The following is a 13812-nucleotide window of genomic DNA, read 5'->3' on the forward strand; positions in this document are numbered from 1 at the left end:
CGTGGGGGCGTAATGGTTTCGACGGGGGTGGCATTGGCAGTAGTAGCCAGGCGAGATCCCACCGGCTCGTTAAACGGTGGAACGGTTATAAGTGCCGAAGACAATTTAGCTCTGGCTGCTTAATTAAAAGCAGCCCATCCGCCTGGTCCCGGCCTGCGGGGACCAGTACCGGGTGTCAAAGCTAGCAGGCTACCGGCAAGGCCCCGGCCTGGGGGCCTGAAGGGAATCCCAATCAGGCTGGCCTGAGGGCATCCGGTTTCCGGGAGGCCCGATGGCGAGAAGCAAAACGGAAACTATCCTGGTAGAAGCTACTGTGGGTGCACCTTCGGACGGGGGTTCGACTCCCCCCGCCTCCACCACCAATTAAATTTTTAAATAGGTTTATTCCCCGGCCTGGCCTTCAGTGGTTTCCAATCCTGGAGGTTCAGGCCGATTTATTTTTGTATATTAATAGATTTTCCGGGGAAAATATCCTTGAGGTGATGGTAAATGGTTTTAGAAGGTCTGGCGGGACCAATTGTTTTCCTGGGCGGGTTGATTCTCATGTTCCTGGTTGTGCCCTGGGAGCGAGTTAAGGAACTGGCCCTCGTCGGGCTGGTGGGCGGATTAGCCCTGGCTTTCGTGGTAGTTTACCTGATGCAAAACTACTTTGGTTTCTGGGCCTTCCGCCGTGTCGACCTGGTTAGTATCAGCGGGATACCCCTTTTCCTGGCGGCAAGCTGGTTTCCGCTAATAATTGTCTTCAGCCATCTCCTGGCCCAGTACAGGAGCATCCTGCCGGTGGTACTTATCCTGCTGGCCTTTCCCCTGGGTGCCACCTTGCTCCATTTACTCCTGCGGGCCAATGGCATGCTGTTTTATCGCAACTGGAACCTGCCCTTAACTTTCATTCTCTCTTTAGGCATCCACCTGGTGATCATGTTTTATCTTTATGCGACGGGCCGGCTGGAGAACTTGCGTGGACTCGCCCAAACTCAAACTTAAGGAGAGCGCGGTATTTTCACCATAACCGAACCGCCAGAAAAGCAGGGTATAATTTCCATCCTCACTGGTAAATTAAAAGGTCAGCCCGGGTAGAAAGGCTGACTTTATTTTATCCTTTTCAACTTAAGCAGCAAACCTGGGGATTACCAGGTATGGAGAAAGGATTCCATTACTGCCTTACGGTTAGTTTGATTGCATGCCCTGGCTACCCGGGATGCTGGAAAGAGGATTCTCCTGTGCTGCAGCGAATATAAACTGAAGCAATACTTCCGCGAAGGGCAACAGGTTTCACTGGCAACCTGCTTCGCTTTTATTTCGCCTCAACCAGAGGAGAGATGCGGCAGGTGGACGTCTTAAAACACTGCAATCTCTGTCCCCGGGCCTGCGGGGTTAACCGCCTGGCCGGCGAACGCGGTTTTTGCCGGGCTGGAGCCCGGCCAAAGGTAGCCAGGGCAATCCTGCATCACTGGGAAGAGCCCTGCCTGAGCGGCAGCCGGGGGTCCGGTACAGTTTTCTTTTCCCACTGCAACCTGCGCTGTATCTTCTGCCAGAACTACCGCATCAGCTGGCAGGGCAGGGGCCAGGAAATGGCAGTGGAAAGCCTGGCGGCCCTTTTCCTCGCTCTCCAGGCTCAAGGGGCCCATAACATCAACCTGGTATCCCCGACGCCCTACAGCCCCTTTTTAGTTCCCGCCCTACGGGAGGCAAGGAAACAGGGGCTACAGATCCCGGTGGTCTACAACTGCAATGCCTATGAAAGTATAGCCTCCCTGCGCTCCCTGGAAGGCCTGGTGGATATTTATTTGCCGGATCTTAAATATCCAGACCCGGAACCCGCCGGGCGTTACAGCCATGCGCCTGACTATTTTAATGTGGCTACGGCAGCCATCCTGGAGATGCAGCGCCAGGTAGGCACCCTGGTCCTCGATGATGACGGCCTGGCGCGGCGGGGTCTTTTAATTCGCCACCTGGTTTTACCCGGCCAGGCCAGGGCTGCCTGCCGGGTGCTGGAATGGATAAAGGCCACTTTACCCCGGGAGACGCATATCAGCCTGATGGCCCAGTATGTACCCGTCTGGCAGGCCGGGCGCTGCCCCGAGATTAACCGCAAGCTTACGGCTGCCGAGTATGAAACTGTCCTCGATTACTTTGAAAACCTCGGTTTCGAAAATGGCTATTATCAGGAGCTAGAGGCAGCTACAACGGCCTATATCCCTGATTTTTAAGATTACAGGTTTAAATGGAGTTGCAAAATTTTAGGAGGTGCGCTATACTAAAAGAGCCTCTAAAGAACGTTGGCCTGGCCTACTACTAACTATCTCCCCTGGGATAGCCCTGGTAAGTATGGTACATGCCCCGTTGGCTTTAGGGAGACTATCTTGTGGGGAGAAAGAAAGATGTTTTATCAGGACAAAACGTTAACGTGCAAAGAATGTGGCAGAGAGTTTATCTTTACGGCCGGCCAGCAGGAATTTTTCGCTGAAAAAGGTTTTACCAACGAACCGTCCCGGTGTCCCGATTGCCGGGCCGCCCGGAAAGCGCGCCAGGGCGGGGGCCAGAGGCGCAGCGATTTCCGTTTCGGTCCCCGGCAGATGTATAAGGCCATCTGCAGCCAGTGCGGTTCCATGACGGAAGTGCCCTTTGAGCCGCGGGGCGACCGGCCGGTATACTGCCGGGATTGCTACAGCAGCATGAGGGTCAGGAATTACCGTTAGCTTGGGAAGCCTCTAAGGGGCTTTATCTGAAACCCGGCTTAGCACGTAAGCCGGGTTTCGTGCTGGTTGCTATCTTTCCAGGACCAGTAGCATCTTACCAGGTTCCAGGGATATATTTTTAAACTTTAAACCATAATCCGGCGGTGGTAAATTCAGGACCAGCTTGTCCCGCGGCAGGAGTTCGGTCCAGGTGGAGGGGTCAAGGGGCAGGCCGGCGAAGGCCACATTTTGCGGAATAAACAGGAGCTGGTGGGGGCCATAAACCTGGAGGGTACCCTGGACCTCAAAGTCAGGTCCCGGGATTTTTATAACTTCACCTGGCAGGACCAGGCGGATGTCCCGCAATTGTGCTTGCGAACTCAACAGGGTTTCATTGAGGTTTTGCTGGCTGAAGGCAGCTACTACCTCGCCCCGGCCTAAATCAACCTGAATGGAATCCGGCCGTAAGCTTTGCCAGGGCAGGGCCGGCAACTGCTGCAAGAGATACTGCAAAGCCGGCAGGGCGCCGGACCAGGCCTTTTCCAGGGCCAGCAGGTCCCGGGCCCAGGTGGTATTCTGCTGGCGCAACGCATTAAGCTTTTTTTCTTGTTCTTCCTTTAGTGCCGCCAGAGTTTTCTGGGCCGCCAGGCAGGCTTCCCGGGCCTGCTCCAGTTCCTTTTCTTTGGCAGCCACCAGGTTGCTTTTTTCGCGGGCCAGCCTGGCCAGGGCCAGGTTATGACGGACGATACCGTAGAAATGACCGGCCAGGTGCTTTAGTAGCTCCCAGCGTATAAAGAAATCGGACCAGTTGGTACTAAACAAGGCGGCCGTTATAAAAGGGGAAGAGCCATAGGTGTAGAAAAAGCGTAAACTGCGGCCAAAATCTTTGCGCCCGGCAGCCAGATCAGCTTCCGTCCTGGCCTGTACGGCCCGGGCAGCCCGCAATTCTTCCTGGACAGTTTCCAGGCGCTTTGCTAGCTCCTGGCTCTCGGCAGTAGTTTTTTGTAACCTGACATCCAGGCGCAGGATATCCTGCAAGATACGGCTTTCCTGGTTCTGGCTGTCCTGGAGACGCTGCCTTAAGGCATCTTTGATATCCACGGCCCTGGAGGTCGGGATATAAACGGCCATTAAAAAAAAGAAAATCGTAAGCCAAGCGATCTGGCGGCGCATTTTTTTCCCTCCCTGGCCATAATATTCGCCAGGGAAAGGTTAAATCCTGCTGGTGATGGAAAATAATGTAAAATAAAACTGCGGGTAATTCGCCTTGACAGGTATACTTGACAGGTATATTTGACATTCACACTTGACCAGTGCTGACGCATCAACAAAGAAGGCTTTGCGACGCCTGAATAAATAACAGGTTTCGAAAAAAATTTATCGCAAATAGGACTGGACAGGCACGAGCCGATCTGAGATAATAGCCTTGGGAAAGTAGCGAGGTGAAATTTCAGATGGACGTGCCTTTTTCGATTGGCGACCGAGAGTTTACCCAGGCGGATATCAACTTAATACGTATTACAGTAAAGGAATTTTTCCATTTAACCCAACTTTGACACTAAAACTTCTATTTCAAGGGCTTAAAGACCACCAAGACTAGTAATATCAACGATCTTTCTCTACCGAAGTCGGCAAAACGTAGTGAAAACAAATCTGCCTTAGAGTATTTTCACGCCGGGCATCTCTTGGTATAATAGTAATGACGATAACCGAGGTGATGCCCCTTTGTTCCCCCGTATTATCACTACCAGGCGCGGCGGCCATACCTACCATTATCTGGTCCTGGTAGAATCCTACCGGGAAAAAGGCAAGGTAAAACAGCGCCAGGTTGGGCATTTAGGCAACATCGACCAGTATTCCCAGGAAGAGATACAGCGGCTTATTAATAAACTGCGGGAATTCCTTAAGGAAGATGAGCTGGGCACTGTTAAGGACCTCCAGACCTTCGGCACCAAGCATTATGGTATCCCCTATGTGGTGAATTTTTTCTGGGAGCGACTGGACCTGGACGCCTTCTTTAAAAACTATCTCCAAAATCGTCAAGTAGAGATGGATGTGGCCTTATGCACCAAGATTATGATTTTAAACCGCCTCATCGCTCCTAAAAGCAAGCTTGGAGTATCCCAATGGTTAAGGCAAATTTACCTGCCGGAACTGGAAGAGAAACAGCCTGAGTTGCATCATTTTTACCGTACTCTTGACGTCCTGGAAGAAATGAAGGATTATCTGGAACGCCACTTGTACAACCGGCTTACGGATCTCTTGAGTTATCAGCTTAACCTGGTGTTTTACGACTTGACCAGCAGCTACTTTGAAGGTACCCATTGCCCCCTGGCCAGGTTCGGTTATTCCCGCGACCACCGGCCGGACTGCCGGCAAATTAATATTGGCCTCCTGGTGACTCCGGAAGGCATGCCTATTGCCCACCAGGTATTTGAAGGTAATATACCTGATAAAGTAACCGTGGCTGGCGCCATCGAACAACTTAAGCAAAAGTTTGCCATCAAGAGCTGTATTTTCGTGGGCGACCGGGGTATGCTGACCAGTCATAATTTAGAAGAACTCAAGGAGGCTAACTTCCGTTATATCCTGGGCTTTCATAAACGCGGCCGGGAAGTGAGCGATGAACTACTGGCCAGGTACCAAAACCTCGAAGAATACCAGCTAATAGACGGCGATAACCCCCTCTTTTATGTGGAAGTACCACCAGAGCAGGTACAGGCTCCCCCTAAAGAAAACTTGGTAGAGGGAGAAGAGGAAGAAAAGGAAAACTTCGAGCCTCCGGTTCGCTATATCCTTTGCCACAATCCTCTCAAAGCCCAAGAGGATTATGAATTTCGGGTCAAAGCGATAGAAGAAGCCAGGATAAAATTGCAAGAGCTGAAAGACAGGCTGGCCCGGGAAACCCCGCGGCGGGGGCGCAAGCCTACCACAAAAGGAGTCATGCTTAAAGCAGCTGCTATCCTTAACAAGAAGGGCCTTGCTCCAATTTTTGATATTACTTATGACGGCAAGTCTTTCAACTTTGAAATTAATGAGCCGGCTCTGGCTAAAGAGGCTTTGCGGGACGGCAAATTTTTAATCCAGACTAATGCTGACCTGCCAGCTGAGGAGGTAATTGCCGCCTATAAAAACCTGCTCCAGGTAGAAACCGCCTTTCGCCATATCAAGGACTTCATTCGCTTGAGGCCTATCTACCACTACAACGAAAGTCGGGTTAAGGGACACATCTTTATATGTGTGCTGGCTTATCTCTTTGAAAAATGGCTGGAGGTGATACATCGCCGATATATTGAAGATGAGATTTTTAAGGCGAAACAAATCCCTGATCCTGAAAGTCAAGAAAGAGAGTTACGCCGCTGGAAGGTTGCCCATAAAAGCGGCCGCCGTATCCTGGAATTATTAGAAGAGATAAAGGCTGTTGACCAGCAGTTTCTTGATAAGCGGATTTATAGTATCACCCAGCCCGGACAAAGCCAGAGTGAATTGTTAAAAATTTTGGGCCTTCCACTTCCACCTAAAATTTTAACCTTCAGGTAGCCACTAAGAGCCCCAGAAAGGGGTTGTAGTGACAATTGTCCCTATGGACCCCTTGATTTTTAAGGGGCGGTGTCAAAGTTGGGTTTCGAAAAAAATTTATCGCAAATAGGACTGGACAGGCACGAGCCGATCTGAGATAATGGCCTTGGGAAAGTAGCGAGGTGAAATTTCAGATGGACGTGCCTTTTTCGATTGGCGACCGAGAGTTTACCCAGGCGGATATCAACTTAATACGTATTACAGTAAAGGAATTTTTCCATTTAAGCCGTGAAGAGATCGCGGCGACCATATGCGAGAATTTGCCTTGGAAGGCCCCGAACGGACGATTAAAGATGGAAGCCTGCAGAAAGCTGCTGGAATTAGAACAAAAAGGGGTCATTACCTTACCACCGCTGCAAAAGAATAAGGTACGCCAAGTCGGCGGGGAGCGACTGGGAACTGTGATACAGACCCGGCTTAAGGCTAAACTTCAAGAAGTGGCGCCGGTTACCATAGATCCGGTCACCCCTTTAGAGAGGGCGGACTGGAACGCCACCATGGCGGCTTACCATCCTTTAGGGTATCTGCGGGCCATCGGGGCGCAACAGCGGTATTGGATTAGGGTAAAGGGAGTGAGAGGCCGGGAGATAGTAGGGGCGATGTTGTTTGGAGCTGCTGCCAAGGCGGTGGCGGCGCGGGATAAGTGGATTGGCTGGACAGCTGAGGAACGCCGGCGCTATCGCCCGCGTATAGTCAACAACAACCGCTTTTTGATTCTGCCGGAGGTGCACATTCCCCATCTAGCCAGCCACTCCCTTTCCCTGGTAGCGCGGCGCATTCGGGCGGACTGGCGGGAACGCTATGGTTATGAACCGGTTTTATTAGAAACCTTTGTTGAACCCGAGTATCAGGGCACCTGTTACCGGGCGGCCAACTGGATTAAAATTGGCGAAACCGCAGGTCGAGGCCGCCAGGACGCCTTTAAGCAATATGCCGTCACGGTTAAAACAATCTGGGTATATCCCCTGGTACGGGACTGGCGCCGGCGGCTGGTGGAACCCTTCCCGGAGCCTGTTGAAGAAACCCTGGACGAGGGAGGGGAATAAGCATGGCCTTACGGCATCCCGGGTCCATCCACCCGTCTACCCTGCCCACTTGTAAAAGCGCCTATGCCACCAGCCAAGAAGAGAAAGACGACCGGCAAGGGGCTTTAGCAGCGCAGCTACCAGTATGGCGGGCGTATCTACCAGTATTGCTCGAGAAATTCGCGCGCATACCCGACCCCCGCCGTCCCCAGAGTATTAAGCATAAACTGACTGTCCTGTTGACCTTTGGGCTATTTCTCTTCGTCTTCGCCTATAACTCCAGGAGGGAAGCCAACCGGGAACTGACCCGGCCCGTCTTTTGGGAGCTATTGCGGGAGGTTTTTCCGGAGATTGACACTATCCCTCATATGGACACCGTTAATCGTCTGCTGGCAAAGATCAATCCGGAGCAGTTAGAAGAAGTGCTGATACAAACCATCAAACGACTGCTGCGCAACCGCCGGCTGCAGGCCTTACTGGTAGAAAAGCATTATATCATAGCCGTTGATGGGACCCAGAAGTTGGTGCGCAGTTTACCTTTTGCTGAAGAAGCCCTCCACCGGCAACATGGGGAAGAGGTATCATATATTGCCTATACGGTAGAAGCAGTTCTGGTCGGTCCCCAGGGGGTAACCATCCCCCTGCTCACCGAGTTCTGCGAGAACCCTATAGGGGAAAAAGAGGCCTTCACCAAGCAGGATTGCGAACTAAAAGCCGGCAAAAGGCTGCTGACACGCCTGCGCAAAGCCTTTCCCAAGCTACGTATCATGGTAGTAGCCGATGGCCTGTACGCCAATGGACCCATGATGGCCCTGTGCCGCCAATTACATCTGGACTTTATGTTTATCCTACCCCAGGACCGCCTGAAAAGTGTCTGGGAAGAGGCGGGAGGCCTTAGAAAACTGGAAAAGGACCAGAAACTCAAGTATCATTGGGGGAACAGAGAGCAAAACTTCTGGTGGGCCAACGATATCGACTATGAGTTCCAGGAGGCTTCCGGAGCCTGGCGGCGGTTCAAAATTCATGTAGCGGGATGTACAGAGACGTGGGAAGAGAAAGGCGAAAAAAAGGAAGCCCATTGGGCCTGGGTATCCTCGCGACCTTTCACCAAAAAGAATATCATCGCCCGCTGCAATCATGGGGCCCGCCACCGCTGGAACATTGAAGAAAATATCCTGGTAGAAAAACATCAAGGTTATCAGTATGAACATGCTTTCTCTCTGAACTGGACGGCAATGAAAAACTGGCATTTGCTTATGCACCTGGGACATCTGTTAAATATCTTGACACTACATACGGAAGCCCTGGTGGAGAAAGTTCGACAATTGGGCTTCAGGGGAACCCTTAAGTTCCTCCGGGAGACTTGGAGCAACCCCTGGATTGATCGCGACCAATTGTTGGCTCTCTGCACTAAGCCGCCCAGAATACGCTTGGCCTTTTGAAACTTTAATCTCTGCGTCAGCGACAACTTAATTCTTTACCTTCAAGTAGCTTATAGCCGCTTACATAAAGATGGCTTGCTTTGCTGTACTCAATTTTACCCCTCTTTTTTCCTGTTCGGAGCTTTTTTATCGTTTATAGAGGGTACCTACCTCCCCTTTTTGAGTTCTCACTGTTCGTTCGCCTGATTTTGGTCCCTGAACTTTGTCTTTATATATTTTCATGCGTCAGCACTGACACTTGACATATATACTTGACAGGTATAAAGGAAAAGAATATAATTAAACCTGCACTAAGGATAAGGGCGTGTAGCTCAGTTGGGAGAGCGCTAGAATCGCACTCTAGAGGCCAGGGGTTCGAATCCCCTCACGTCCACCAAAAAAGGTTTTCTGCGGGCGCGTAGCTCAGTGGGAGAGCGCTTGACTCACATTCAAGAGGTCGCAGGTTCAATCCCTGCCGTGCCCACCAGGTATAGCAAGCCCTCCGGGGATTACCGGAGGGCTAAAAATTTTGCTGGTGTAGCAACCGTGTAGGCCATCCAGCTTGCCGATGGCTTGCTCTTTTAGATACACGCATCGTCGCCAGGGATGTCACGGACATTATCGCCGCATAGCGAGGGGCTCGCCCCTCTTTTTTAAACCAAAGGGGTGATCGCGATTGAGGAAATGCTGAAGCTGGCGGCCAACTACGGCTTCTCGATGGTCATAATGTCTTTATACAAGGACCGCAGGAGTAAAAATTCCTGCGGTTTTTTGGAGGGTATATATCTACCGGGTAACCACGTAGGAGTCGCGACTGGGACCCGCAAATTTACGCTCCTTCCAGACCTATCCACACAAGAACTGGACCCCGGTTGCAGGATATTCCAGGAAATCGTAGAATAATTATCTAAAGAAGCATAACAGCTCCGCCTTAATGTCTTAATGTGGTGGCTGGGGTCCAGGTAGGTAGTGCAGCCGGATAATAACTCTATGCTGCAATGTTACTGTGGTATACTTAAATTACTGGAACTATGGGAAAGAGAATGAGGGACGAAACTGACAACGCTATTTTAGCAGGGGGGCTAAATATGGGTACCCAACCTGACGAACTGGCTGCTTATTACGCTAAAAAATACCCTTTTACTTTTACCGACGATTTTTCGCAAACTGACCCGTCCCTAACCGAACGTTATAAGCCTGGCAGGTTGCTACCAGAGCTGCAGCCATCTTAAAAGAGAGATATGGTGCCCAAAAAGTAGTAGCTTTCGGCTCCTTGCTTGATCGTTCCCGCTTTACACGCTGGTCCGATGTTGACCTGGCGGCGTGGGGCATCCCGGACGACCAGTTTTACGCCGCAGTAGGGGTGGTGACAGGTTTAAGTGAAAAGTTTAAAGTAGACCTTGTTGACCCGGAAGCCTGCCGGGACTCTTTACGCAGTGCTATTGAAAGCGAAGGGGTCGAGCTATGAATATGAAAAAGAAGTACCTTGCCCTGGCCGGCCGCATCCGGGATGAGCTCGCTGAAATCCAGCAGTCCGTCGACCGGGCCCGAACCGGATGGGAACGCATCAACTTTCAGGCGATGATTTTTACCTTGACAGCGTAGCTTTTAATCTTCACAGCTTTTATACGGGGTTGGAAAGGATTTTTGAACTAATTGCCGTCAATGTGGAGCAAAGTAAGCCGGAGGGACAAAACTGGCATCAGGAGCTCTTGCGCCAGATGGCGGTAGAGATTGAACTAATACGTCCCCCTGTCATCTCCAGGGAAACCAGGATCAGCCTGGATGAATACAGGGGCTTCCGTCACGTTGTGCGCAATATATATACCTTCCGTCTTTCTCCTGCCCGCATAAAGCCTTTACTGGATAACCTAGTGGAAATTTGGGAGTGCACAAAAAGGGAACTAGAAAGGTTTCTTCTTTTTCTTGAAGCAAGGAAGAACGAAAAACAGTGAAGGACCTCTTTGCTGCAGGCGCTACCCGGCCTGCCTGCCGTCAGCCGTCGGCCGGGACCCGCCACGTGTCTTCGTCCCGGAAGAGTTCCTGCATCTGCCGCGTCAAAGCCAGGGCTTCCCGGAGGTAACCTAACTCAAAGGTGGCCTGGTAGAGTTCGATGAGCCCCCAGGTGAGAAAGGCGTAATCGTCCAGGTAGGCCGGGTAGGCCGCCTGGCCTTCCTGGTAGCGGGCCTGCAGGCGCCCTTCTGCATCGCGCAAGTGGGTAAGGATAAATCGGGCCGCCCTGGCGGCTGCCGTGGCATAGGCAAGTTTATCCAGCATCACCATTAAACCCATTGCCACCAGTACCAGCGGTAAAGAGAGCTTCTTCCCGGTCGATCAAATTAGGAATACTGCACCCCTTGAAATTGCCCCCGGCGGTAATATCAAAGTAATGGCAGAAGAACTCCCCCTCCTCCGTACCCAGGACCTCCCGTACTTGGTCGGGGGTCCAGAGATAAAAACGGCCCTCCTCCCCTTCGGATTCGGCATCCTGGGCGGTATAAAACCCACCCTCCGGGTCAGTAATATCTCGCAGGACATAGGTAAATATCTCGCGGGTCACACGGCCGTAGACAGCATTGCCCGTTGCTTGCCGGGTTTCCAGGTAGGCCAGGGCAAGCAGGGCGTTGTCGTACAACATTTTCTCAAAGTGGGGGACCATCCAGCTGCGGTCGGTGGCGTAGCGGGCAAAGCCAAAACCGATATGGTCATAAATGCCACCGCAGTATATGGCCTGCAGGCTTTTTTCACCATGGCCAGGGCGCCCGTCTCATCATATCTTTTCTAGTAACGCAGTAAAAATAAAAGCTAATGGGGGCTGGGGAATTTTGGGGCTTCGCTGAAACCGCCGTATAGGGGGTCGAAACTGGCCCGGAGTTGTTGCCTCGAGCAAGAGGGGAAACAATGAACAGGGCCGTTTTTGTTGATGCCTCGGCTTGGATTGCAAGTGTAAGGGTTAGCCAGATAATGGAGGAAGCCGGGCTGAAAATATTCTTTGATTACCAGGATAAGAACTGGGGAGTGGTGGACTGTATTTCTTTAGCTACTATGCGCTTACTAAACTGCCGGCGGGCTTTTGTTTTTGATGGCGGTTTTTTGGAGGGTATATATCTACCGGGTAACCACATAGGAGTCGTGACTGAGACCCGTAAATTTACGCCCCTCCCAGACCTATCCACACAAGAACTGGACCCCGGTTGCAGGATATTCCAGGAAATCGTAGAATAATTACCTGAATCCGTGACAACCCAATAACAAAATATCTGGATATGGCTCAAAACCTCGCGAAAAATAAGGTATAATAGGCTGGATGGCAAACGAATCCATGTTCACCTGCGAGGTGCGGCCATGAAATTCATCATTGAACAGTCTGATGAACACCTTACCCCCGTTGCCGGACTGGCTCTGGTGGGGGAAATCATTGATCATACTGCTCTGAAACTCAGGCTAAATAAGACCCGGATACCTGGTGTTTCTTCTCCGGATATTTCTCACGGGGATGTTATCACCTCTTACGTGGGCCTGCTTTGCCAGGGTCGCAGTGATTTTGACCATATTGAGCTTTTTCGGGATGACCCCTTCTTCGCTGCGGCGCTGGGTATTCAGGATGTGCCTTCAAGCCCTACCCTGCGCCAGCGCCTGGATATGATAGCTCATAGTGTACCCTACCAGGAGATTATCCTCGAGGAAACGGCCAGGTTCCTTAAGAAACTTAAGGCACCGGTAACTCCTGTTACCCTGGGTTCCAGGGAACTAAAGCGCCAATATGTCCCTTTGGATATTGATGTTACTCCCTTTGATAATTCAAATTCCAAGAAAGAGGGTGTTTCCAGGACCTATAAGGGCTACGACGGTTATGCGCCTATCTTCGCCTACCTCGGTAGGGAAGGCTACTGCGTCCATACCGAACTGCGGGCCGGGAAACAGCATTGCCAAAAAGGGACGCCGGAGTTCCTGCGACAAGCTCTAACCTTTGCTCGCGCTATCACTTCGCTGCCACTTTTAGTACGGATGGATGGCGGTAATGACAGCCAGGATAATCTCCAGGTCTGTTTGGACCCGGAAATCAAAGCCGATTTTATCATTAAGCGTAACCTGCGCAAGGAAACGCCGGAGGCCTGGCTGGCCATTGCCAAGGAAAATGGTACCGCCACCCTAGAACGGGAGGGAAAAACCGTCTATCGGGGGCACCAGATGGTGAAAATCGAGGGTGCTGACACCCCTGTCCGTCTGGTGTATAAGGTCACCGAGCGGACGATATTACGAAACGGCCAGCTTCTCCTGGTCCCGGAAATTGAGGTCGAAACCTACTGGACCACTTTACCCGACCCGGTGGAGGATATCATTACCCTCTACCACGACCACGGCACCAGTGAGCAATTCCACAGTGAAATCAAAAACGATTTAGACCTGGAACGGCTGCCCAGCGGCAAGTTTGCCACCAATGACCTGGTGCTACACCTGGGTGTTTTCGCCTACAACATTCTAAGGCTTCTGGGGCAGTTTAGCCTCCCGCTAAAGGAGGTACCGCTGCGCAATAAGAAAGCTCAACGCCGGCGGCTGCGTACCGTTATACAAAACCTGATTACCATAGCGTCCCGGCTGGTTCACCACGCCCGGCAGGTCAAATTACGATTTGGGCAGCACAGCCCGTGGTATCCAGCTTTCCGGTACCTATATAAAGCGTTGGCTTAATACAGAACTTCTAGCTCCAGTTAGCTGTATAAGCAGGCTCCAAGCCTCTTAGGACGAGAGGTCTACTTTGTTATTCCCTTATCCAGGGGACCCAAGGTAAGAGTAAATAGCCTTCGTCCACATAATCAACTTTAGACCCAATTCAATGTATCAGCAGATGTTAAATATAACTGTTAATACCATTTACTGTTAGTGCGAGTTCTACCCAGTTGTTATTATCACGGATTCAGGACAGAACTTCTAGCTCCAGTTAGCTGTATAAGCAGGCTCCAAGCCTCTTAGGACGAGAGGTCTACTTTGTTATTCCCTTATCCAGGGGACCCAAGGTAAGAGTAAATAGCCTTCGTCCACATAATCAACTTTAGACCCAATTCAATGTATCAGCAGATGTTAAATATAACTGTTAATACCATTTAC

At 51.2% G+C, this 13812-nt stretch carries 15 protein-coding genes, 2 tRNA genes and 1 other RNA gene; 15 read left to right on the top strand and 3 right to left on the bottom strand.

All coding sequences use genetic code 11. The features are described 5' to 3' along the window. The first annotated feature begins 3 nt into the window (after nucleotides 1–3). The 4 genes from ssrA to MGLY_RS08080 all read left to right on the top strand — a co-directional run bounded on the left by ssrA (nucleotide 4) and on the right by MGLY_RS08080 (nucleotide 2699). Nucleotides 4–359, top strand: a transfer-messenger RNA (tmRNA) gene (gene ssrA / locus MGLY_RS08065). Nucleotides 360–489: 130 nt separating this feature from the next. Further along, a complete protein-coding gene (locus MGLY_RS08070; protein ID WP_156272919.1) occupies nucleotides 490–984 on the top strand; it encodes a hypothetical protein in 495 nt (164 codons plus the stop codon). Nucleotides 985–1319: 335 nt separating this feature from the next. Next, complete coding sequence (locus MGLY_RS08075) at nucleotides 1320–2210, top strand: radical SAM protein (protein WP_156272921.1); 891 nt, start codon at nucleotides 1320–1322, stop codon at nucleotides 2208–2210. A 171-nt stretch (nucleotides 2211–2381) separates the two neighbouring features. Next, nucleotides 2382–2699 carry a zinc-ribbon domain containing protein gene (locus tag MGLY_RS08080; protein WP_054936134.1) on the top strand — a complete coding sequence of 106 codons (318 nt, stop codon included), beginning with the start codon at nucleotides 2382–2384 and terminating at the stop codon, nucleotides 2697–2699. A gap of 69 nt (nucleotides 2700–2768) precedes the next feature. Here MGLY_RS08080 and MGLY_RS08085 read toward each other — a convergent pair whose 3' ends face one another. Further along, nucleotides 2769–3851, bottom strand: coding sequence for a coiled-coil domain-containing protein (locus MGLY_RS08085; protein ID WP_156272923.1), 1083 nt, complete (start codon nucleotides 3849–3851; stop codon nucleotides 2769–2771). 552 nt (nucleotides 3852–4403) lie between these two features. Here MGLY_RS08085 and MGLY_RS08090 point away from each other — a divergent pair. From MGLY_RS08090 to MGLY_RS08120, 9 genes are all read left to right on the top strand, one after another. Next, entirely contained in the window at nucleotides 4404–6218 is a 1815-nt protein-coding gene (locus tag MGLY_RS08090) for an IS1634 family transposase (protein ID WP_156272643.1), read from the top strand. 173 nt (nucleotides 6219–6391) lie between these two features. Next, nucleotides 6392–7303, top strand: a complete 912-nt coding sequence (locus MGLY_RS08095; RefSeq protein ID WP_156272925.1) for a Druantia anti-phage system protein DruA — start codon at nucleotides 6392–6394, stop codon at nucleotides 7301–7303. Nucleotides 7304–7305: 2 nt separating this feature from the next. Beyond that, nucleotides 7306–8724 carry a transposase family protein gene (locus MGLY_RS08100; RefSeq protein ID WP_156272927.1) on the top strand — a complete coding sequence of 473 codons (1419 nt, stop codon included), beginning with the start codon at nucleotides 7306–7308 and terminating at the stop codon, nucleotides 8722–8724. 300 nt (nucleotides 8725–9024) lie between these two features. Further along, nucleotides 9025–9100: transfer RNA gene (locus MGLY_RS08105), tRNA-Ala, on the top strand. Nucleotides 9101–9115: 15 nt separating this feature from the next. Then, nucleotides 9116–9190 (top strand) — tRNA-Val (locus MGLY_RS08110). Between the two features lie 601 nt (nucleotides 9191–9791). Beyond that, the gene (locus MGLY_RS18205) at nucleotides 9792–9935 is read left to right on the top strand and encodes a hypothetical protein (RefSeq protein ID WP_246187444.1); all 144 of its coding nucleotides are present in this window, start codon (nucleotides 9792–9794) and stop codon (nucleotides 9933–9935) included. Nucleotides 9936–9976: 41 nt separating this feature from the next. Then, a complete protein-coding gene (locus tag MGLY_RS18210; protein ID WP_246187445.1) occupies nucleotides 9977–10171 on the top strand; it encodes a hypothetical protein in 195 nt (64 codons plus the stop codon). Between the two features lie 2 nt (nucleotides 10172–10173). Then, on the top strand, nucleotides 10174–10308 hold the full coding sequence (locus tag MGLY_RS18470) for a hypothetical protein (RefSeq protein WP_277997908.1): 135 nt from the start codon (nucleotides 10174–10176) through the stop codon (nucleotides 10306–10308). A gap of 29 nt (nucleotides 10309–10337) precedes the next feature. Beyond that, complete coding sequence (locus tag MGLY_RS08120; RefSeq protein WP_211662107.1) at nucleotides 10338–10658, top strand: ribonuclease toxin HepT-like protein; 321 nt, start codon at nucleotides 10338–10340, stop codon at nucleotides 10656–10658. 40 nt (nucleotides 10659–10698) lie between these two features. On the opposite strand, the gene MGLY_RS18000 is transcribed toward MGLY_RS08120, so the two are convergent. Then, entirely contained in the window at nucleotides 10699–10980 is a 282-nt protein-coding gene (locus tag MGLY_RS18000; RefSeq protein ID WP_211662108.1) for a hypothetical protein, read from the bottom strand. Then, a complete protein-coding gene (locus MGLY_RS18005; protein WP_211662109.1) occupies nucleotides 10970–11362 on the bottom strand; it encodes a thioredoxin domain-containing protein in 393 nt (130 codons plus the stop codon). Before MGLY_RS18005 ends, MGLY_RS18000 begins: the two co-directional genes overlap by 11 nt. A 242-nt stretch (nucleotides 11363–11604) precedes the next feature. Here MGLY_RS18005 and MGLY_RS08130 point away from each other — a divergent pair, with 242 nt between their 5' ends. Both MGLY_RS08130 and MGLY_RS08135 read left to right on the top strand, forming a co-directional pair. Further along, complete coding sequence (locus tag MGLY_RS08130) at nucleotides 11605–11928, top strand: PIN domain-containing protein (protein WP_156272929.1); 324 nt, start codon at nucleotides 11605–11607, stop codon at nucleotides 11926–11928. Nucleotides 11929–12048: 120 nt separating this feature from the next. After that, nucleotides 12049–13395, top strand: coding sequence for an IS1380 family transposase (locus tag MGLY_RS08135; protein WP_156271486.1), 1347 nt, complete (start codon nucleotides 12049–12051; stop codon nucleotides 13393–13395). The last annotated feature ends 417 nt before the right edge of the window (nucleotides 13396–13812 follow it).

The sequence above is a fragment of the Moorella glycerini genome (assembly GCF_009735625.1).
GTDB lineage: Bacteria > Bacillota > DSM-521 > Neomoorellales > Neomoorellaceae > Neomoorella > Neomoorella glycerini.